The 20,239-nt window shown below is 66.7% G+C and carries 17 protein-coding genes; 9 read left to right on the top strand and 8 right to left on the bottom strand.

The features are described from left to right. Positions 1-24 precede the first annotated feature (24 nt). From ACLJRL_RS24930 to ACLJRL_RS24915, 4 genes are read right to left on the bottom strand one after another with little or no spacing between them, the layout of a single operon-like run. Positions 25-696, bottom strand: coding sequence for a DUF4276 family protein (locus tag ACLJRL_RS24930; protein WP_410658671.1), 672 nt, complete (start codon positions 694-696; stop codon positions 25-27). After that, complete coding sequence (locus ACLJRL_RS24925) at positions 693-1,808, bottom strand: AAA family ATPase (protein ID WP_410658670.1); 1,116 nt, start codon at positions 1,806-1,808, stop codon at positions 693-695. Before ACLJRL_RS24925 ends, ACLJRL_RS24930 begins: the two co-directional genes overlap by 4 nt. 34 nt (positions 1,809-1,842) lie before the next feature. After that, a complete protein-coding gene (locus tag ACLJRL_RS24920) occupies positions 1,843-2,727 on the bottom strand; it encodes an HpcH/HpaI aldolase/citrate lyase family protein (RefSeq protein ID WP_410658669.1) in 885 nt (294 codons plus the stop codon). Continuing rightward, entirely contained in the window at positions 2,724-3,794 is a 1,071-nt protein-coding gene (locus ACLJRL_RS24915; RefSeq protein WP_410658668.1) for an HpcH/HpaI aldolase/citrate lyase family protein, read from the bottom strand. The genes ACLJRL_RS24920 and ACLJRL_RS24915 overlap by 4 nt, the downstream gene beginning before the upstream one ends. Positions 3,795-3,912: 118 nt before the next feature. Between ACLJRL_RS24915 and ACLJRL_RS24910 the strand changes: the two genes are divergently transcribed. The 5 genes from ACLJRL_RS24910 (at position 3,913) to ACLJRL_RS24890 (ending at position 11,117) form a co-directional block, all read left to right on the top strand. Continuing rightward, positions 3,913-6,156, top strand: coding sequence for a protein kinase domain-containing protein (locus tag ACLJRL_RS24910; protein WP_410658667.1), 2,244 nt, complete (start codon positions 3,913-3,915; stop codon positions 6,154-6,156). A 29-nt stretch (positions 6,157-6,185) separates the two neighbouring features. Then, complete coding sequence (locus ACLJRL_RS24905) at positions 6,186-8,423, top strand: serine/threonine-protein kinase (protein ID WP_410658666.1); 2,238 nt, start codon at positions 6,186-6,188, stop codon at positions 8,421-8,423. Positions 8,424-8,787: 364 nt separating this feature from the next. Then, positions 8,788-9,438: a hypothetical protein gene (locus ACLJRL_RS24900; protein ID WP_410658665.1), complete on the top strand. Its 651-nt coding sequence runs from the start codon at positions 8,788-8,790 to the stop codon at positions 9,436-9,438. A 19-nt stretch (positions 9,439-9,457) separates the two neighbouring features. Next, complete coding sequence (locus ACLJRL_RS24895; RefSeq protein ID WP_410658664.1) at positions 9,458-10,108, top strand: NAD(P)H-binding protein; 651 nt, start codon at positions 9,458-9,460, stop codon at positions 10,106-10,108. Positions 10,109-10,169: 61 nt separating this feature from the next. Then, positions 10,170-11,117 (top strand): ribose-phosphate diphosphokinase, encoded by a 948-nt coding sequence (locus ACLJRL_RS24890; protein WP_410658663.1) that lies wholly within the window; start codon positions 10,170-10,172, stop codon positions 11,115-11,117. Here the strand turns inward: ACLJRL_RS24890 and ACLJRL_RS24885 are convergent. Continuing rightward, positions 11,114-12,418: a D-arabinono-1,4-lactone oxidase gene (locus tag ACLJRL_RS24885; RefSeq protein ID WP_410658662.1), complete on the bottom strand. Its 1,305-nt coding sequence runs from the start codon at positions 12,416-12,418 to the stop codon at positions 11,114-11,116. The two genes, ACLJRL_RS24890 and ACLJRL_RS24885, sit on opposite strands and share 4 nt — an antisense overlap. A 104-nt stretch (positions 12,419-12,522) precedes the next feature. Here ACLJRL_RS24885 and ACLJRL_RS24880 point away from each other — a divergent pair, with 104 nt between their 5' ends. After that, positions 12,523-13,707, top strand: a complete 1,185-nt coding sequence (locus ACLJRL_RS24880; protein ID WP_410658661.1) for an amino acid deaminase/aldolase — start codon at positions 12,523-12,525, stop codon at positions 13,705-13,707. A gap of 293 nt (positions 13,708-14,000) precedes the next feature. Here the strand turns inward: ACLJRL_RS24880 and ACLJRL_RS24875 are convergent, their stop codons facing one another. Continuing rightward, positions 14,001-14,645 carry a TetR/AcrR family transcriptional regulator gene (locus ACLJRL_RS24875; protein ID WP_410658660.1) on the bottom strand — a complete coding sequence of 215 codons (645 nt, stop codon included), beginning with the start codon at positions 14,643-14,645 and terminating at the stop codon, positions 14,001-14,003. A gap of 139 nt (positions 14,646-14,784) precedes the next feature. On the opposite strand from ACLJRL_RS24875, the gene ACLJRL_RS24870 reads away from it, so the two are divergent. After that, positions 14,785-16,107, top strand: a complete 1,323-nt coding sequence (locus ACLJRL_RS24870; protein ID WP_410658659.1) for a GH1 family beta-glucosidase — start codon at positions 14,785-14,787, stop codon at positions 16,105-16,107. Then, on the top strand, positions 16,100-17,356 hold the full coding sequence (locus ACLJRL_RS24865) for an MFS transporter (RefSeq protein WP_410658658.1): 1,257 nt from the start codon (positions 16,100-16,102) through the stop codon (positions 17,354-17,356). The genes ACLJRL_RS24870 and ACLJRL_RS24865 overlap by 8 nt, the downstream gene beginning before the upstream one ends. 324 nt (positions 17,357-17,680) lie before the next feature. Here ACLJRL_RS24865 and ACLJRL_RS24860 read toward each other — a convergent pair whose 3' ends face one another. Beyond that, a complete protein-coding gene (locus tag ACLJRL_RS24860) occupies positions 17,681-18,115 on the bottom strand; it encodes a hypothetical protein (RefSeq protein WP_410658657.1) in 435 nt (144 codons plus the stop codon). Between the two features lie 13 nt (positions 18,116-18,128). After that, positions 18,129-18,503: a hypothetical protein gene (locus ACLJRL_RS24855; RefSeq protein WP_410658656.1), complete on the bottom strand. Its 375-nt coding sequence runs from the start codon at positions 18,501-18,503 to the stop codon at positions 18,129-18,131. 321 nt (positions 18,504-18,824) lie between these two features. Between ACLJRL_RS24855 and ACLJRL_RS24850 the strand changes: the two genes are divergently transcribed. Further along, positions 18,825-20,228, top strand: coding sequence for a tetratricopeptide repeat protein (locus ACLJRL_RS24850; RefSeq protein WP_410658655.1), 1,404 nt, complete (start codon positions 18,825-18,827; stop codon positions 20,226-20,228). The last annotated feature ends 11 nt before the right edge of the window (positions 20,229-20,239 follow it).

Genomic DNA, 20,239 nt, shown 5'->3' with positions numbered 1-20,239 from the left:
ACCGCAACTAGAGGACTAAATGCGTCAGGTCCTGGAGTCGAGCTCGGCCAGCCAATCGGCGAAGTGTGGGCACTGGGCCTTCAGGCCCTCGATTCCGAGGTCCGCTATGGCCAAGGGACCGTCGTTGGTCTTCGAGTAGCTCGCACAGTAGCGAGCGAGTCGTTTCGAGGGAGCCGTGTTCGGGCCATCGTTCACGAGTTCGGGGCCGCCGGCGTCCCGTACATCCTTCAAGAGCAGCGCGGCGAGGTCGCTGCCCGAGAACAGCCAGCCCAGTTGCTCTGCGGCCGCGAACGCCCAGGTTTCCAGCTCGTGCAAGATAAGGTGCGGGACAAAGCGTGGGTCGGAAATGGTCGAAGTCAGAGACTTTTCGACATGCTGAACTCGGTCATAAGGACTCGAGGATGGTTGATCGTTCATGCCGGGACTGTCTGTGGGAAACCCGTAGAAATCGAACAACGTCGTGAGAGTGTGGATATCGCTGCTTCGTAGTAGCAGCCTGATCTCGTTTTTCAGCTTGGTCCAACTGCTGACACCACCATGACTGGCCGGGCCCGTGGCAGGTCTCTTGGTCGTCACGATCGACTTCGTGACCATCCAGCCCTGGTTTTGAAGGTAAGGCTCGAGAACGTTGTTGACGACTATCTCTTCACTCTGTCCCTCGACGAGGATATGAAGTCGTCGATACCCGGTGGTCATGCGTTGCCGGTTTCCTCCCGAGCGGGGCGTCCGCCCAGCATGTTCTTCTCCCATAGTTCGCCGAGCGAATACTCTTTGAGCCAGTCTTCCAGCGAGGAAAGATCGGGACGCGTGAACTCGGAAAAACCCGCTTTGCGCTCGACCACGATGAGGTCGCTGACATCGAACTGATTCATCAGGGTAACCGACTGAGTCGCTATCAGTACCTGGCTGCGTTGAGAAGCCTGCCGGAGGAGGCCAGCGAGTTGTACGATCGCAAACGGATGAAGGCCTAGTTCGGGCTCGTCCAGTACGACCAGACGAGGAAGTTCGGGTTGCAGCAAGAGTGTCGCCAGACAGATAAAGCGAAGGGTGCCGTCCGACATCTGGTTGGCGGAAAAGACGGCATCGGAATCTTGTTGCCGCCAACGGAGAAGAATCCTGTCGTGGCTATCGGGCTCCAATGCGAAGTCTCGGAAAAACGGCGCCACAAGCCTGATCGCGCCCAGAATTCGACGGTAGGCCGACTGCTCGGCGGGTACCTCGCTGTTCTGCAGACGGTACAGGTACGCCGCCAGGTTTCCGGCGTCGTTTCGCAGGCTCAGGTTATCCACGGTGGGGACCAGGCGCTTGACCGGCGCGTCTGCACTGGTGTCGTGGAAGTGATAGACCTTGCAGCCTTTCAGCAGGTTCGTGACATGGGATGCGATGCGGCCCGGACGCCGTTTCGCCTCTGCCGGCAGATGGGTCTCGCGATGCCCTTGCCCCAGTACCTCGTTGTAAGGGCGTTCGTATCCCTCTGCGTGGAAGTACATGACTTCCGATTCAAAGATCAGTTCGTCGTTCACTGCGGGGAATAGGGTGGCCGCGTACGAATTGGATCCTCCCTCGAGTTCGAGGTGGATCTGAGAGCATTCGGTGTTGAGTAGAGCGAGTGCTCCGCCATTGAGGCCCACGAACAGGCCGAGTTCGCCCTCGATGATCCGGCCGAGTAGCTCGAGGGCGTGAACGAAGTTGCTCTTGCCTGCACCGTTGGCACCTACGAGGATATTGAGTCGCCCGAGTTCCACGGTCGCCGAACGGATCGAGGTGAAACCCTCGACCCGGATTTTCTTCAGCGACTGGTCGGTCATACCTCCAGTCTACGGTCGGCCACCGACAGTTGCGCTACTCGGTTGCGCTTCCCTTGGCGATCGCCTCGGCCAGCGCCAGGATCCGCCGAGCGTTGTCCACGTGCAGGTTCTCGATCATCCGCCCGTCCACGGTCACGACGCCCTGCCCGGCCGCCTGCGCCTCTTCGAACGCCGCGATGATCTTCCGCGACCGCTCGATCTCCTCCTCGGAAGGCGCGAAGATCCGGTTGCACGGCTCCAGCTGCGAAGGGTGGATCAGCGTCTTGCCATCGAAGCCGAACTGGCGGCCCTGCAGGCATTCCGCCTCGAAGCCTTCGAGATCCTTGACGTCGTTGTAGACGCCGTCGAGGATCGCCTTCCCGGTCGCCCGCGCGGCCAGCAGCGCCAGCGAAAGCCCGCCCAGCAGCGGCGCGCGGCCGGGGACGAACTCGGCGTGCAGTTCCTTGGCGAGGTCGTTCGTGCCCATCACCAGCACGGTCAGCCGCTCGGACGCGCCCGCGATCTCCTCGGCGTGCAGCATCGCGACCGGGGTTTCGACCATCGCCCAGATCTTCGTGTGGTCGGGCGCGCCACCGAGTTCCAGCGCGCGCTCGATGTTGTGGACTTCGGCGGCGGAGTTCACCTTCGGCACCACGATCGCGGCCGGACCGGCCTGGGCGGCGGCGCGGATGTCGGCGTCGTGCCATTCGGTGTCGAGGCCGTTGACGCGGATGGTCACTTCGCGCGAGCCGTACTCCTTCGACGACGCGGCCGCGCAGACCCGCTCGCGAGCGGCTTCCTTCGCGTCGGGCGCGACAGCGTCTTCGAGGTCGAGGATGAGGCCGTCCGCGTCGAGGGTCTTGGCCTTTTCGAGCGCTCTTTCGTTCGCGCCCGGCATGTAGAGGACGGAACGTCGGGGCTTCAAAACCGCAGAGCTCATTCGGCAATCTCCTTGGTGGCGGCGTCATAGGCGGCCGCGAGTTCGGGGTCGTCGGCGGCGAGGGCGTCGGCGAGTTCGGCGACCACACGGCACTGCTTCACCGAGGCGTCGTCCTGCATCTTCCCGTCGATCATCACGGCGCCGGTGCCGTCACCCATCGCGGCGATCACGCGCCGCGCCCAAGCCACGTCCTCGGGGGAAGGCGAGAACACCTTCTTGGCGATGTCGATCTGCACCGGGTGCAGGCTCCAAGCGCCCACGCAGCCGAGCAGGAACGCGTTGCGGAACTGGTCTTCGCAGGCCACGACGTCGCGGATGTCGCCGAACGGCCCGTAGAACGGCAGGATCCCGTTGGCCGCGCAGGCGTCGACCATCCGCGCGACGGTGTAATGCCAAAGGTCCTGCTGATACGTCGTGCGTCCCTCGTTCAGGTCTTCACCGGTCGGGTCCGTACGCACCAGGTATCCGGGGTGCCCGCCACCCACCCGGGTGGTCTTCATCCGCCGGCTCGCGGCGAGGTCGGCCGGACCGAGCGAGATGCCCTGCATCCGGGGGCTGGCCCCGGCGATCTCCTCGACGTTCGCGACGCCGCTGGCGGTCTCCAGGATCGCGTGGACCAGCAACGGCTTGGTCAGCCCTGCCCGCGCTTCGAGCTGGGCGAGCAGCCTGTCGACGTAGTGGATGTCCTGGGCACCTTCGACCTTGGGCACCATGATCACGTCGAGCTTGTCGCCGATCTCGGTCACCAGCGTGATCAGATCGTCGAGCACCCAGGGCGAGTCGAGGCTGTTGACGCGGGTCCACAGCTGCGTCTTGCCGAAGTCGTTCGCCTTCGCGATGGAGACGAGCCCGTTCCGGGCGGCCTCTTTGCGGTCGGCGCGCACGGCGTCCTCGAGGTTTCCGAGCAGGACGTCGACCTTCTTGGCAAGATCCGGGACCTTGGCGGCCATCTTTTCGTTGCTGGGGTCGAAGAAGTGGATCATCCGCGAAGGAGGCACGGGGATCTGGCGGAGCGGTTCGGGCGCCCCGACCGCGAGAGGGGCGAAGAAATCCTTCGGCGAACGCATCGTTCCTCCATCGCAACGGGCTATGTGACCGACGAGTAACCCTAAACCCGGAAGGTGGGGAACCGCTGCGGCGCAGCTCACCTCCAAGCACACACGATCGGGAATCGCGGAGGAATCTGTGGACGACTGGGCCTTGCCGGGTTTCACCGAGCTGGGGTCGCTGGGCGAGGGCGGGTTCGGCCGCGTCGTCCTGGCGCGGCATGACGAATCCGCCCAGGTCGTGGCCATCAAATACCTGTACACGCGGTTCGCGGCCGACCCGCAGCGACTGGCCGAATTCCGCCATGAGGCGCAGATCCTGAGCCGCGTTTCGGGGCCTCATATCGCCCGTCTGCACCAGTTCGTGGAAACCCCACAGGGTGCGGCCATCATCATGGAAGCAGTTCACGGAACTTCCCTGAAGGAGATCCTCGGCCGTCAGGAGAAGCTCGAACCCGAAGCCGCGCTGGCCATCCTCAAGGGTTCACTGCTCGGGCTCGCCGGCGCGCACGCCGCGGGCACCGTCCACCGCGACTACAAACCGGCGAACGTCCTGGTCACCCGCGAAGGCCAGAGCAAACTGGTCGACTTCGGCATCGCCGTCCTGTCCGGGCAGGCCGGCGTCGCCGCGGGCACCCCCGCGTACATGGCGCCCGAGCAGTGGGCGGGCGCGATCGCCACCCCGGCCACCGACGTCTATGCCGCCACCTGCGTGTTCTTCCAGTGCGTCGCCGGGCATCGGCCGTACGAGGCCGAACAGACCGAAGTGCTCCGCACGCTGCACGAATACGCGCCGATCCCGTTCGGCGAGGTCCCCGCGCCGGTGCGCGACCTCATCGCGCGCGGCATGGCGAAGGACGTCCAGCAGCGGCCGGCGGGAGCGGCCGAGTTCGTCGTCGAACTGGAGACGTCGGCGCGGAAGGCGTACGGCGACGACTGGGAGCGCAACGGCTGGCACTGGCTCGCCAAGGGCGCCGGTGTCCTGGTCGCCTTGTCCCCGCTGGCCCTGCTCGGCGCCGGGACGGCCGCCGCGCCGATCGTCGCGGGCGGCGCGGCGGGCGGGGTCGCCGCGACCACCGGCGGCGGGATCGCCGTCGGGCTCAAGATCGCCGCCGCGGTCGCCGCCGTCTCCGCGGCCGCCGTCGGCACGGTCGTGGTGGTCAACGCCAACAATGACGAGCCGCCGCCGCAGACGACGACGCTCGCCGCGATGCAGGTCGACCTCCTCACCCGCACCGAGAAGCTCGACGGCTACGACTACAACGGCAAGTACGTCCGGATCAGCGGGCTGAAGGACAAGGCCGCCGAGGAACGGGTCAACAAGGCATTGATGGCGCCCATCGACGCCTGGCTCGAGAACTTCTGGCCGGACAGCTACCTGCCGCAGAAGGAACCCGACGGCGACGTCCCGCATATGAAGACCGAGGCCGAGATCCTGCGCAAGGACGACAAGCTGGTGTCGGTCGTCTACAAACGCTCGATCGATTCCACGCAGTTCGGCAATCGCGGCGGCTTCAGCATCCGCCCGATCGTCCTCGATCTGACGACCGGCCAGCAGGTCTCCACCGCGCACCTGTTCGACGACGTCGATGGCACCGCCTCACGGATGCGGATGGTGGAAGACCGGATCCTCGAAGCGGCGAAGCCGGGCGACTGCCTCGCCGGCGCGCGGAACGACGTCGAGCACCTCCCGGCGGACGCGATGTCGGCGCGCTACACCTTCGACTACGACTCCATCGTGCAGGCGGCGCCCACCGCGAACGGGATGCGGTTCTTCGTCTACGGCTCCGCGCTCGGCTATCCGCGGGTCTGCGATCCGACGGAGGTCACCGTCGGCTACGACCGGCTGCGCGACCTGATGAGCCCCACGACCGAGAACCTGCTCGGCCTCACTTCCGGCGGCGCTCAGGCACCACGGACCAAAGAGGACGACGTCGGTGCCTTCACCATCACCACGCCGGAGAAATGGTCGCTGCTGACCAACGCCTACAGCGAGCGCTACCTGGTGACCGCCGACCCGTGCCCGGGTGGCGGGGCACAGCCGGCCCAGTGCGCGAGCGTGGTCTTCAGCGACAACTCCCGGGCCGATGCGGCCACTCCGGCGTATGAACCGGGCAAGCCCTACAACCGGTCGACGGGTCCGCGCCCGTGTCATGCGATCGGGAGGGCAACCGAAACGCAGGGCTCAGCCGTGTTGCAGAAGAAGGAGCTTCGGCCGATCGGAACGAAGAAGGCCGCCTACGAGGAATGGCGGCTGTCGTGTTCCGGAGGCGGGACGATCACCCAGCGGGTGTGGTTCCTGCCGAAGACGCAGCTCGTGATCGTCGATGAATGGAACACTCCAGGCCTCGACAAGATCCTGGAAGAGGCGCGCTGGAATTGAGTACCGGGGCATTGAACGACGAGTGGAGATTGCCCGGCTTCACCGAGCTGGAACAGCTGGGGACGGGCACCTTCGGCCGGGTGGTCCTGGCCCGCCAGGAGAACACCGGCCACAACGTCGCGATCAAATACCTGTTCTCGCGCTTCGCCGCCGACCCGGCGTACCTCGGCGCGTTCCGGCAGGAGGCGCTGGCGCTGCACCGGGTTTCGAGCCCGCACGTCGTCCGGCTGTACGAGTTCTTCGAGACGCCGCAGGGCGCGGCGATCGTCATGGAGGCGATCAACGGCGTCTCGCTGCGATCGGTGCTTCAGGCCGAAGGCGCTCTCGAGCCCGAAGCCGCCCTCGCGGTGCTGAAAGGCTCTCTGCTCGGGTTGGCCGCGGCGCACTCCGTCCACGTCGTCCACCGCGACTACAAACCGGGAAACGTCCTGGTCGCCGACACCGGCGAGAGCAAACTGGTCGACTTCGGCACGGCCGTCCTGACCGGTGAACGGGGTCCGAGCGTCGGGACCCCGGCGTACATGGCGCCCGAGCAGTGGGCGGGTGGCGAGGCCACGCCCGCCACCGACGTCTACGCCGCGACCTGCGTGTTCTTCCAGTGCGTCGCCGGGCACCGGCCGTACCAGGCCGAGGACACCGAAGTGCTGCGCACGCTGCACGAATACGCGCCCATCCCGTTCGGCGAGGCGCCGGAACCGGTGCACGAGATCGTGGCGCTGGGGATGGCGAAAGACCCCGCGAAACGGCCGATCGACGCGCTCACCTTCGTCGGCGAACTGGAACGCGTCGCCCAGGCGGGTTACGGCGACGACTGGGAGCGAAAGGGCTGGTCACGGCTCGCCAAAGCGACGGGTCTCCTCGCCGCGATGACGCCGCTGGCCCTGCTCGGCGCCGGGACGGCGGCCGCACCAGGGGTGGCCGCGGCCGGAACCGGCGCGGTGGCCGCGTCCACCGGCGGGATCGCGGCCGGCCTGAAGATCGCCATCGGGGTCGTCGCGGCGACGGCCGCGGTGGTCGGCTCGGTGGTCGTCTTCTCCGAACCGAGCACCCCGCCGCAGGCGCCGCCCACCACACAGCAGGCCGTCGCGCTCAAGGTCGCCATGAAGAGCCGGACCGGCCCCGTGCCCGGGACGAATCTCGCCTACAGCGGCGACTACCCGGAGGTGACCGGATCCACCGACCAGGCCTGGTCGAAGCGGGTCAACGACGCCTTGGCCGCGCCGATCGACGAATGGAACCGCAAGACCGGCCCCGGCGCCGCCAAGCTGGAGCAGGAACGCGGCCCGTACGAACTCCTCACGAAGGCCGAGATCCGCTCGCAGAACGAGCGGTACCTCTCGGTGCGCTACACCCATGATCTCGCCAATAAACCGCATTCGACCTGGGGAAACGGCCGTAACGCGGTGACGATCGATCTGCAAGAGGGCAAGGCGCTCACTCCCGCCGAACTGTTCGCCCCCGGAAAGTTCACCGACGACGGACTGCGGACCCTCGCCGCACTGATCTGGCCCGACAAGGAGCAGTGCGGCCCGGCCAACAACACCTTCCCCTACCGGCCCCTCAAGACGGCCGATCTCACCGACGAGCGGAAGGTGTGGCTCGCGTTCACCCCGGCGGCCGTCGAGATCACCGTCGACCTCAACACCCTCGGCTTCGCCACCGCCTGCGGCGTCCAGGACTACTCGGTGCCCTACGACAAGCTGGCCGATCTCCTTAACCCGGAGCTCGTCGCGGGGGTGACCGGCGGCAAGACCGGCGGCAAGACCAGCGCACCCGCGCCGGGACTCACCGACGTCTCGGCCGGCGCGCTGACCCTGCACCTGCCGGAAGGCTGGACGGCGGTTTCGCAGGGGCTGGAGAAGGTGATCGTCGACTCGAGCTGCCCGGACCCCGAGAAGTACTTCAACTGCAAGTACTTCCTCCTCACGGACAACACCGAGCAGTCCGCCGAGCAGCCGCCGTACCGGCCGGGCGGGTTCTACCGGCGCAGCGCGGGCGGCCGTGCCTGCAACGCGGCCGGCCGCAAGGACCTCCGCCAAGAGGGTGACGCGGTGAAAACGGTTTCCGCCACCGCACCGATCGGGGACGCGACGGCCACCTATGAGGAGTGGACGATTCAGTGTGTTCCTCGTGGACAGAGCGGTGGAACCGGCGACGCGCAGGTGACCCAACGGATCTGGTTCCTTGCGGAGAGGCAGATCGTCGTGATGGACGAGTGGCGCACCCCGGGCGTCGAAGACCTCCTCCGGTCGGCGACCGTCGGATGACCCTGACCTGCGAAGGTCCCAGAAATGTCCACAGTGGAATAGCTATTCACTGGGCTGAATGGACTAACACGTTGATTCCGTTGCCACGCCTGTGTTCGGTGCCGGCACGTCCATCCCCGTGACCGTTCGGAGACACCGGGTAACACCACTTACCTCGCTCTCACTCGGTTGGCGGCACGGTCGGACTGAAGTCCGATGACCGCCTACCGACCGGTCACCGACCGCTGAGCGCCGTCGATCGCAGCCACTCCCGTTGTCCGGCGCCGCCGCCTGTCCGCCCTGTTAGACAGGTCATGTGCCGCTTCCACCGAGGTGGCACGGGGATGAAGAGCCTTAGGGAAACCAGGTTCGAAGGAGGCGGAACGTGGCGGCTACACCGAACATGGAGAGCTCGACGGTCGCCGGTGGCGCGAAGCGCAGCCGGTCACTGCCGAGCCGGGTGGTGCCGCCGATCGAACTGCCCGCGAGCGTCGAAGAGCTGTCACGCAAGGCCGCCGCCCTCTTGGGCTGGAACGGCGTCGTGCTGCCGGAGACCACCGTGCTCGGCCGCAAGATCTGTGTGGTCGCCCGGCTCCGTACCGACGTGCACGCGGAGCGCATCGCGATGGGCATGGGTCCCGTCGTCGATCGCGCCACCGTCGACACCTGGACATGGCCAGAGCTGGCCGCGACCGCACCCGCGCCGGCCGCCGAGATCATCGGCGTCCTCGCGGTCGCACGGCACTGGCGAACCGCGATGGCCTCCGCGGTCCCGTTCGCACGTTACGGCGAGGCCGCGATGGTGCTCCCATCGCCCGCCGTACTGACCGAAGATTACGTCGGCAACTGCTTGCCGCGTGCCCGTGCCTACGGGCTCGGCATCGTCACCGCCGACCCGAACGGGATGATCGACCTCGACCTCGAGGGCCACAACGAGCGGATGATCCTGGACGAAGACCCGGTTTCGCGCCTGGTCAACGAGTTCGTCTACGACCAGCTGCTGCGCGGCACCGAGGCCCCTGCCGAAGTCGACTGAACGCACTACTCTCGTGATCATGCGAGTCGTCATTGCGGGTGGACACGGTCAGATCGCGCTGAAGCTGGAGAAACTTCTGGCTTCGCGCGGTGATCAGGCGGTGGGGATCGTGCGTAATCCCGATCACGTCGCCGACATCGAGGCGATCGGTGCCGAAGCCGTCGTCCTCGACCTCGAAAAGTCCGATGTGGACGCTGTGGCCAAGGCGCTCGAAGGTGCCGACGCCGCCATCTTCGCGGCAGGCGCCGGGCCTGGCAGCGGGACCGCTCGTAAGGACACTGTGGACAGAGCCGCTGCGGAACTCTTCGCGGCGGCGTCCGAGCAGGCTGGCGTCCGGCGGCATATCCAGGTGGGCTCCATGGGGGCAGACAAAGGGGAGACCGCGGACGTTTCGCCCGATTTCCGGATCTACCTCAAGGCCAAGAAGGCGGCCGAGGATGATCTGCGCGCCCGTGATCTCGAGTGGACGATCCTGCGCCCGGGCCAGCTCACCGACGACGACGGCAGCGGCCGGATCCTGCTCGCCGAGGCCACCGGACGCGGACCCATCCCGCGCCAGGACGTCGCCGCGACCTTGGTGGCGCTGCTCGACAACCCGTCGACAGCGGGCCGCGTCATCGAGGCGATCTCGGGTGATACTGCTATCGATCAGGCTGTTTCCGCTCTGTGAAACCAAGCCTCCTGGCTAGTGTGTGGACGTAATCCGTCTCTGAAGTGAACGGAGTAGGTCCTTGCGCGAGGACATCGCGGTTTTCAGCGGGAGTGCACATCCCGGGCTCGCCGAAGAGATTTGCGCTCATCTGGGCGTCCCGCTGCATCCCGTGCAGGTGCAGCGGTTCGCGAACGACTGCCTCGAAGTTCAGCTCCAGGCGAACTGCCGCGAGCGCGACGTCTTCCTGATCCAGCCGCTGGTCCGGCCGGTCCAGGAGCACCTCGTCGAACTGCTGCTCATGCTGGACGCCGCCCGGGGCGCGTCGGCGAAGCGGATCACCGTCGTCATGCCGCACTACTCGTACGCACGATCGGACAAGAAGGACGCGCCGCGCATTTCGATCGGCGGCCGGCTCGTCGCCGACCTGATGGCGACCGCCGGCGCCGACCGCATCCTCGCGATGACCCTGCACTCCCCGCAGGTACACGGTTTCTTCAGCGTTCCGGTCGATCACCTGCACGCCTTGCAGGAGCTGGCCAAGCACTTCCGCCAGTACGACCTCTCCGCGACGACCGTCGTCTCGCCCGACCTCGGCAACGCCAAGGAAGCCGCGCACTTCGCCCGGCTGCTCGGAGCTCAGGTCGCCGCCGGCGCGAAGCAGCGCTTCGCCGACGACCGGGTCGAGATCAGCTCGGTGATCGGTGAGATCACCGGCCGCGACGTGATCGTCCTCGACGACGAGATCGCCAAGGGCAGCACGGTGATCGAACTGCTCAACAAGCTGCGGGAAATGAAGCCGCGCTCGATCCGCGTCGCCTGCACGCACGGGCTTTTCTCCAGCGGCGCGCTGAAGCGGATCGGCAGCCAGCCGGACGTGCTGGAAGTCGTCTGCACCAACACCGTGCCGATCCCGCCGGAAGAGCAGGGCCCGAAGCTGCAGGTCCTGTCGATCGCGCCCGCGCTGGCGGAGGCGATGCGGCGGATCCACAACGGTGAGTCCGTCAGCGCGCTCTTCGAAACGGCCTAGACAGTGCCCAAGACCCGGTCGAGGTACGTGTTCGCGAAGACCCCGGCCGGGTCGACTTCCTTGCGCACCCGCTGGAAATCGTCGAACCGCGGGTAGCGCGAGCGCAGGGTCGCCGCGTCGAGGTCGTGCATCTTGCCCCAGTGCGGGCGGCCGCCGACCTCGCCGACGATCGACGCGAAACCGGCGAAGTACTCGCGGTAGGGCATGCCGAGGAACTGGTGGATCGCGATGTAGGCGGAGTCGCGGCCGTTCGCGGTCGAAAGCCAGATGTCGTCCGCGGCGGCGACACGCACCTCGACCGGGAACATGACGGGGTTCTCCAGCTTCGGCACCAGCGCGCGGAGTTCGGCGAAGACGTCGAGCAGTGATTCACGGGGCACCGCGAACTCCGACTCGACGAACCGCACGCCGCGATGGGTCACGAAAACGTGGTGCGACGTGTCGCTGTACTCGCGGGCGGAGAGGACGTTCGACGCGAACTTGCCGAGCGGCTGCACGAGTTTCGGCACCGCACGGCCGAGGCGGCAGAGGCCGCCGAACGCGATGTTCTCCGTGATCTCGTAGTCGACGAATTCCTTCACCTTGCTCAGCGGCTTGCGCTCGCTGCCCGCCGGAAGCCGGTTGTTGCGCTTGACCAGCGCGTTCTTGCCATAGGGGAACCAGTAGAACTCGAAGTGGTCGTTCTCGTCGGCGAACTGGTCGAAGCCTTCGAGGACCTGCTCGAGTGGTTCGGGTCGCTCCTGAGCAGAGAGCAGGAAAGACGGCTCACACTGAAGAGTGATCGTGCTGATGACCCCGAGCGCGCCGAGGCCGACTCGCGCGGCGGCGAACAGGTCCGGGCGCTCATCCGCCGAACAGGTGACCACGGTGCCGTCGGCGAGGACGATTTCGAGCGCGGCGATCTGGGTGGCGAGGCCGCCGAGCCGCGCGCCGGTGCCGTGGGTGCCGGTGGAGATCGCGCCCGCGACGGTCTGCGCGTCGATGTCACCGAGGTTGGTCATCGCCAGCCCGAGCGCGTCGAGTTCGGCGTTGAGGTGCTTGAGTGTGGTGCCCGAACGGACGGTGACCAGGCCTTTCGCGACGTCGACGCCCGCGATGCCGGTCCAGCGGGTCAGGTCCATGGCGTCGGAATCCGCCGCGGCGATGGCCGTGAACGAGTGTCCGCTGCCCCAAGGGCGCAGACGTCGTCCGTCCGTGGCGGACCGGCCGATGGCCTCGGCGATCTCGTCCGTGTCGCGCGGCTGATGCACGCGAAGCGGCGACGCCGTCGCGGTACCGGCCCAGTTGGTCCACCGTGTCATGCGCCCACCTAGTTCCGGGAGTGCCGTCCTTGAAGTGTCTGAGTGCCGAAACAGTAAGTGAATAGTATTCGCGTTTCAAGCCTTTCTGTCGTACCTTAGTTCGGGTGACCAGTGCGACGGTGTACGACTTGGCGACGAAGGACCTGGATCCTCCGTTCGCGGTTGTCGACTTGGATGCGTTCGACGCGAACGGTGCCGACCTGCTGCGGCGGGCCGCCGGCAAACCGATCCGCGTGGTCAGCAAGTCGGTCCGCTGCCGGTACCTGCTGGAGCGGGTGCTCGCGCGACCCGGTTTCGAAGGCCTCATGTGCTACTCGCTCGCCGAAGCAGTTTGGCACGTGGAGCAGGGCACGACCGAGGACATCGTCGTCGCGTACCCGACGGCCGATCACGGCGCGCTGCGGCGGCTGGCGGCGGACGACCGCGCTCGGGCGGCGATCTCGATCATGGTCGACTCGCCCGAACACCTCGATCTGGTAGACGCGGCTCTCGGTCAAGGACACGCCGAGATCCGCGTCTGCCTCGAACTGGACGCCTCCTGGCGGCCGGTGCCCGGTGTGCACGTCGGCACCCGGCGCTCGCCGGTGTTCAGCCCGCGACAGGCCGCGGACCTGGCGCGAACCATCTTGTCCCGCAAGGGTTTCCGGCTCGTCGGGATGATGGCGTACGAAGGCCAGATCGCCGGTCTCGGCGACGCGGCCGGCAGTGGCGCGAAGAACGCCGTCATCGGCTGGATGCAGCGAAAGTCCATTGTGGAAATCGCGAAGCGCCGGGCCGCCGCGGTGAAGGCCGTGCGCACCTTGGCGGACCTCGAATTCGTCAACGGTGGCGGCAGCGGCAGCGTCGAATCGACCGGCGTCGAGCAGGCCGTCACCGAAATCGCCGCGGGCTCAGGCTTGATCGGGCCCACCCTTTTCGACGGCTACGCGCACTTCTCGCCCCGCCCGGCCGCGATGTTCGCGCTTCCCGTCGTCCGACGTCCGGCGCCGAAGGTCGCGACGCTCTTCTCCGGCGGCTACATCGCTTCGGGGCCTGCCGAGTCTTCGCGGCTCCCGACGCCGTACCTGCCCGAAGGCCTCTCACTTCTCGGCTTCGAAGGTGCCGGCGAGGTCCAGACTCCGGTGACCGGCGAAGCCGCCCGCCACCTGCGTCTCGGCGACCGCGTCTGGCTCCGCCACGCGAAGGCCGGCGAACTCGCCGAACGCTTCACCCACTACCACGTCGTCGTCGGCGATCGGGTCGACCGGACCGTCCCCACCTACCGAGGCGAACAGCAGAACTTCGGCTGATCCCGCGAACCCCACCCCCACCCGTCCCTGGGGGGCGCGCCCTGCACCAGCGTATCGGGAGGGGGCGTCGGGAGCCGGGTTTGCGAGGGGTCGAGGGCCGAGTTGTCCACAACTGTGGGTGGGTGTGGACAACTTTTGTGGATAACCGAGTAAGGCCAGGTCAGGGTACGTGCAAGCGTGGCTGCTGGGGGCCGTGTGACTACTGAGGTGCCCCAGGGTGCCGCTAAGTACGTGATGGCCCCCTTCCTTGCGTTAGGCGCAAGGAAGGGGGCCATCACGTACTTGAGCAGGCCTCAGGCTTCGCCGAACTTGCTCGCCAAGTAGCCCTTCACGACGGACTTCGCCTCGGCGACGATCCGCTCGTCGCCGCGGGGGTCCCGCCGGAAGGCGAGCTTCAGGAGAGCGTCGGCGGTCTCGTTCGCGATCGTCAGCGCGAACCGGATCTCATCGAGCGGCGACGAGATCCGCGCCGAAAGGATGTCGGTCAGCGCGTCGACGATGACGGCGTTGTTGTCGCGCGTCTCGTCGAGCAGCTGCCGGTCCACGACGTCACCGAAGTGGACCTTCGAGAACCCGGGGACCTCGCGGTGCATGTCGAGATAGATGTCGAGGATCGAGTCCACGACGTCCCACCAGTGCTCGGGCGCGAGCTGGTTCAGCGTTTCCGACACCGAGGTGACGAACCGTTCCAGGTTTCGCTGTGTCAGCGCCTGCACGACGGCCCGCTTGTCGGGGAAGAACTGGTACAGCGACCCCACCGCCACCCCGGCACGTTTCGCGATCAACGTGGTGGTCAATGCGTCGTAACCGAGCTCGTCGATCAGCTGCGCGCTGGCGTCGAGCATCTGCTCCACCCGCTTGGCGCTGCGTTGCTGGACGGGCTGCCGCCGGAGCGGAGTCGTCTCCGTCTGCGGTTTCGCGGCCTGGATGTCGGACACTCGTGCGCCTCCTTCGCTGATCTGCGACTTTATCGTGCCGACAGGGTTCCCCACGGTCGAGTGAAGGCATAGTATCTGAGAACTTTTCATGTTCGGTTCGTGTCCCGAAGTTCGTGTCCTGAGGAAAGGTGCGTCGCCGGTGGAGAATCCGACCTTCCCGTCCGAATTCCTGTGGGGTGTCTCGACCTCCGCCTTCCAGATCGAGGGGGCGACCGGGGAAGGCGGCCGAGGACAGTCCATTTGGGACACATTCACCGAAACGGAGGGAAAGATCGCGCGGGCTGAGCACGCCAAGGTAGCCGCCGATCACTTCCACCGCTACCCGGAGGACATCGCGCTGATGGCCGAACTCGGCGTCGGCGCGTACCGGATGTCCTTCTCCTGGCCCAGGATCCAGCCTGACGGCGACGGCAAACCGAATGCCGAAGGTCTTGCCTTCTACGACAAGCTGCTCGATGAGGTCTGCGCCGCCGGGATCGCCCCTGCCGGGACGCTCTTTCATTGGGACCTCCCGCAGGCGCTCGAGGACGAGGGCGGCTGGCTCGCCCGGGATACCGCCGAGCGATTCGGGGAGTACGCCGCCATCGTCGGCGAGCGATTCTCCGATCGGGTGAAAATGTGGATCCCGCTCAACGAGCCCATGGTCATGTCGATCTTCGGGTACGCGATCGGCGAGTACGCCCCGGGCAAGACACTCCTGCTCGGCGCGGTTCCCACCGCGCACTACCAGAATCTCGCTCATGGCCTCGCCGTCCAAGCCCTGCGCGCGACCGGTGCCCGCAGCGTCGGCACGGCCAATAACCATTCGCCGATCTGGCCCGCCTCCGATTCACCGGAGGACAAGGCCGCCGGCGAATGGATCGACGCCCTCATCAATCGCACCTACGCGGATCCGGTGCTGCTGGGCCGTTATCCCGAACAGATCGTCGAACACCTTCCCGAAGGATTCGCCGACGATCTGCCCACCATCGCGCAGCCGCTCGACTTCTACGGCGTCAACTACTACGAGCCGCAGGGTGTCGCGGCGCCCGGTGAAGGCAATCCCCTTCCCTTCGAGCTTCGCGCGATCGAGGGATATCCGATGACCACCAACGATTCTCCGATCGTCCCGCACGGGCTGCGCGATCTCCTCGTCACCTTCCAGGAGCGCTATCGGGAGCATCTCCCGCCCGTCTACCTCACCGAAAACGGCTGCAGTTTCGCCGACGTCGTCGAAGAAGACGGCCGCGTGCACGACCAGGAGCGCATCGACTTCCTCCACAGCCACCTCACCGCGGTGCGCGAGGCGATGGACGCCGGTGTCGACATCCGCGGATACTTCGTCTGGTCGCTGATGGACAACTTCGAATGGTCGAAGGGATACCAGCCGCGGTTCGGCCTGGTGCACATCGACTACGAGACACAGAAGCGGACGCCGAAGGATTCCTTCGGCTGGTACCGGAAACTGGTGCGCCATGAGTGAGGTCAGAGAGCTTCCTGAAGCGCTCGCCGAGCCGGTCGCCCGGGTCCGCGCGGGCTGGATGAGCCTGCTGTTCTTCGCGAACATCGCGTTGTGGCTCGGGGTTTACGCGCCCATCCAAGTACTTCTGCCGAAACAGGCCGAACTGCTGGACGCCGCCAACAAGGAGGGCGTGTTCAGCTTGGTCACCGGGGTCGGCGCGATCGTCGCGCTGATCGCGAACCCGGCCGTCGGCCTGCTCTCGGACCGGACGTGTTCCGCGCGCGGCCGTCGTCACCCGTGGACGGCGGCCGGCGCGGTCGTCGCCGCGGCCGGACTGCTCGTGCTGGCGTTCGCCCCGAACATCGCGGTCATGGTGCTCGGCTGGTGCCTGGTCCAGGCCGGGCTGAACGGCATGCTCGCGATGCTGGTCTCGGCGATCGCCGACAGGGTGCCGGTGCCGCAGCGCGCGCAGGTCGGTGGTCTGGTCGGGATCGCCCAGATGCTGGGGACCGTCCTCGGCGCCGTCGTGGTCGTGGTGATGCTCGATCTCGCCGGACTTCCCTTGGCGTACGCGGTTTGCGCGGCGATCGTCCTGGCGGGAGCGGCGGCCTTCGTCCTCCGCACACCGGACGCGCGCCTGCCGATCGCGTTCCGGTCGTCGATGCGGTCCCGGGACTTGCTGTCGAACCTGTGGATCTCCCCGCGCAGACATCCGGACTTCGCCTGGGCGTGGGGCTGCCACTTCATGATCGGCCTCGGCAACGCCTTCGGGACGCTGTATCTGCTGTTCTTCCTCAAGGACGCCGTGCACCACGAGGACCCCGACACGGGGCTGTTGATCATGATGGGTCTGTACGGAGCCGCGCTCATCGTCGGCGCGCTCATCGCCGGGCATTTCTCCGACAAGTCCGGACGGCGTAAGCCCTACGTCCTTGCGGCGGCAGCGGTGATGGCCGTCGCCGCATTGCTTTTGGTCGTCTGGCAGAACTGGACGGCCGCGCTGGTGGCGTCCCCGTTGCTGGGCGTCGGTTTCGGTGCGTATATGGCCGTCGCGCTGGCGATGCTCACCCAGGTGCTGCCCGCCGCGCAAAACCGGGCGAAAGATCTCGGGGTCATCAATATCGCGAATTCGCTGCCGCAGGTGGTGGCACCGATGCTGACCGCGCCGATCTTGGCCTACCTGGGCGGATATCCGAGCCTGTTCGCGGCTTCGGCGCTGTCCACCGTCATCGCCGCGGTGCTGGTCACGCGGGTGAAGGCCGTCAGCTGAAACAGCTTGGAGACCGCGGACCGATGCCGGTCGGGGGAGGGGAGTGCAACGGCACCGGCCCGCGGAGTTCGGGGGATGGCAGCGTGCCTCCTGACAAGGCCTTGCGCTGCGTTTGTGATCATCAACTTAGCGACGGATTACGGCCTTCGCTAGGTGTTATGCCAAAAATTTTCGATTAATCGCGGTGGGGACCGGGATGGTTACCGAGAGCGGCTCGTCACGTTCGGGGGTACGGGCGAACCTTCGTCGGTAAAGGCGAGTTCGGGCGTGCTCCGAGGGGGCGCTCGGTCCGCCGTTCGCTCGCCTGCTTTTAGTGAAACAGAGCTAGGCGTGTACGCCACCGATGGCGGCACGGCGCGGGTTGACGAGCGCGTGCCTTCCGGTGGTCTCGGCGGGGGTGGGTGCTTTCGCGCCGCGGTTCTGACCAGGCACGCGCCGGCGGGTCTGCTGCCGGTGGTCCTGGGTGGCCGCGGTCTGCTGGGGGGCGAGGCCACCGGCGACAAGGTGCTCGTGCGCGACCTGCCAGACGGAGCAGGGGGCCTTGCACTTGTGCCAGCGGGTCGAGCAGGTGGGGCAGTCCCCACGCTCATCGGGCTCGTGCGCCTGAAGCATGGCGCGCCAGCCCTCGGTCAGCCGGGGGAGCTCCGAGCGGGCGACGGAGACGAGCGATTGCGCGTCCGCCCGGGTCGCGAGATCGGAGAGCATGTCGAGGCGTTCCCAAACCGCGTTGCGGAGGACTTGCCCTAGGACCTGATCCACGGAGAACTCACCGTTACCTTTCCGCCATCTTGGCGGCTTCGTTAAGCGCGGCCCTGAGCTGTCCGAGCTGTCCGGACGTCAGACGCGCCGTCTCTCCGGGAGGCGAGACGAGAACCACCTGGTTGTCTTCGACGAACACGGTGACGGCGCGCTCGCGGCTGATGAGATCGCCGCACTGCACCCGCCAGATCAGTTGTCCGCCTTCATAACGGCGCACACTCGCGGTACGAGGGTCGACCGCGGCGGAAGGGGAGACCGGACGGTTGGCACCGGGGGCGACCGCGACGGCCTGCTGACCGGCCGGGCCGGCCGGGCGCAGGTGACGCGTGGCCATACCGGCCCGTCCCGCGGGGATGGAGCCTGTTGCGATCGAGTCCACGAACTCCACTGGCTCTGCTCCGCTCTCTCGTTCCACGTCGTCGTCTTCTGTATCCGCGTGTCCGCACCTTTAGGGGGTTCGGAGACTGGTAGCTCTCTGTGATCGCTGCCGGTGGCTGGACGGTCACGGAGATCTGACAACTACAGTGATGTGAAACCGAGTGCGATAGAAGGTCGAACCGACGTCATAGCGGTGACCGGGCGCGGTTTCACGGTAAGCGGTCAGACGACTTCTGCCGGGCCGATCACGACGGGCATTCCGGTGTTTCACACGGTTCAATAGGTATGCCTACGCTGTTTCTAGACCCCAACGGAACTGTGAGGGGGCGCAATGGACGCCAGTATCGGTGGCGGCGCTGTCGCCGGCTCGAATCCCACGAGCCGCCAGAGCCACCCCGTGCCGCCGGATGCCTGGGAGCAGCCGGAGATGCGAGCCGCACTGGCGACACGGGAGATCTCCTCCGTGTACCGGCTTTTGCGCAAGCACGGTGTATCGCAACGGCAGATCGCCGCGATGACCGGGCAGTCGCAGTCCGAGGTGTCCGAGATCCTCAAAGGTCGCCAGGTGATGGCGTACGACGTGCTCACCCGCATCGCTGACGGCCTTGGTGTCCCCAGGGGATACATGGGTCTCGCCTACGACGAGGCGACAGCGATAAAGGTCGTCGGCGCAGCCGACGGCCGGCAGGCGGAGGAGGACGAGTCCGTGAAGCGACGGAGGTTCCTCGCGCACGCCGCCCAGGTCACGATGGGTGCGGCGGTGTTCGGTCCGGAATCGGGAACGTGGTCTTCGGGACCGGCGAAGACGCCGGCGCCCGGCCGGATCGGCATGACGGACGTCCGTCAGGTGGAAGCCGCGACGAGAGCCCTCCGTGCGCTCGATTACCAGTACGGCGGCGGTTTCTGCCGCGACGCCGTGGTCGCCCAGCTGTCCTGGGGACAGCAGATGCTCGAGTCCAACGGCACCGAACTGGTCAAGACCCGCCTGTACGTGGCACTCGCCGACCTGCACAGCCTCGCCGGCTGGACGTCGTTCGACACCGGCCTCATGGACTCCGCGCGCGGACATTTCGCGAACGCGCTGGACCTGGCCAAACAGGGCGAAAACCACCCGCTGGTCGCCAACGTGCTGTACCGGATGGGTCGCGTCTACCTGCACCAGGACGCGCCGAACGACGCGCTGAAGCTGTTCCAGCTCGGCCAGATCGCCGCCCAGGAATCAGGTTCCGAGCTGGCGGTCGCGGTGCTCTGCGCCAACGAAGCGTGGGCCTACGCGATGATGGGCAACGAAGACCAGGCCACGAAGCTGCTCGGCCGGAGCAAGGACGAGTTCGCCCGCGCGAACCTGGCCGAGGCCGAATCGTGGGTCAAGTTCTTCACCGAGACCGACGTCTACGCCATGATCGGCACCGTCCACACGGTGCTCGCGGCGAAGAACACCGAGCACACGAAGTACGCGATCCCGGCGCTGACCAAGGCCGTCGAGTCCTACACCGACGACATGGCGCGCAGCAAGACGTTCATGCTCAGCGCGCTGGCCACGAATCACCTGATCGAAGGCGATCTCGATCATGGTTCCCGCGTCGGGTCCAAGGCTGTCGACACCGCCGAGAGCATCAAGTCCGAGCGGGTGAAGGACCGGATGCGGCCGCTGCAGGTCGAGGCGGAGCGTCGTCGGAACAACGCCGACGCTCGAGACCTCGCGGACCGGCTCAACGCCTTCTACGCCGCCTGAGCCCGGTTCCG

The organism is Amycolatopsis sp. lyj-112 (assembly GCF_046549055.1).
GTDB lineage: Bacteria > Actinomycetota > Actinomycetes > Mycobacteriales > Pseudonocardiaceae > Amycolatopsis.
Note: the sequence above shows the minus strand (reverse complement) of the source record. Positions and strands in the feature narration are given on the sequence as shown.

Coding starts and splice junctions, on each gene's coding strand:
- ACLJRL_RS24850 (WP_410658655.1), top strand. CDS start 18,825: ATGGACGCCAGTATCGGTGGCGGCGCTGTCGCCGGCTCGAATCCCACG.
- ACLJRL_RS24865 (WP_410658658.1), top strand. CDS start 16,100: ATGAGTGAGGTCAGAGAGCTTCCTGAAGCGCTCGCCGAGCCGGTCGCC.
- ACLJRL_RS24915 (WP_410658668.1), bottom strand. CDS start 3,794: ATGCGTTCGCCGAAGGATTTCTTCGCCCCTCTCGCGGTCGGGGCGCCC.
- ACLJRL_RS24895 (WP_410658664.1), top strand. CDS start 9,458: ATGCGAGTCGTCATTGCGGGTGGACACGGTCAGATCGCGCTGAAGCTG.
- ACLJRL_RS24885 (WP_410658662.1), bottom strand. CDS start 12,418: ATGACACGGTGGACCAACTGGGCCGGTACCGCGACGGCGTCGCCGCTT.
- ACLJRL_RS24925 (WP_410658670.1), bottom strand. CDS start 1,808: ATGACCGACCAGTCGCTGAAGAAAATCCGGGTCGAGGGTTTCACCTCG.
- ACLJRL_RS24930 (WP_410658671.1), bottom strand. CDS start 696: ATGACCACCGGGTATCGACGACTTCATATCCTCGTCGAGGGACAGAGT.
- ACLJRL_RS24920 (WP_410658669.1), bottom strand. CDS start 2,727: ATGAGCTCTGCGGTTTTGAAGCCCCGACGTTCCGTCCTCTACATGCCG.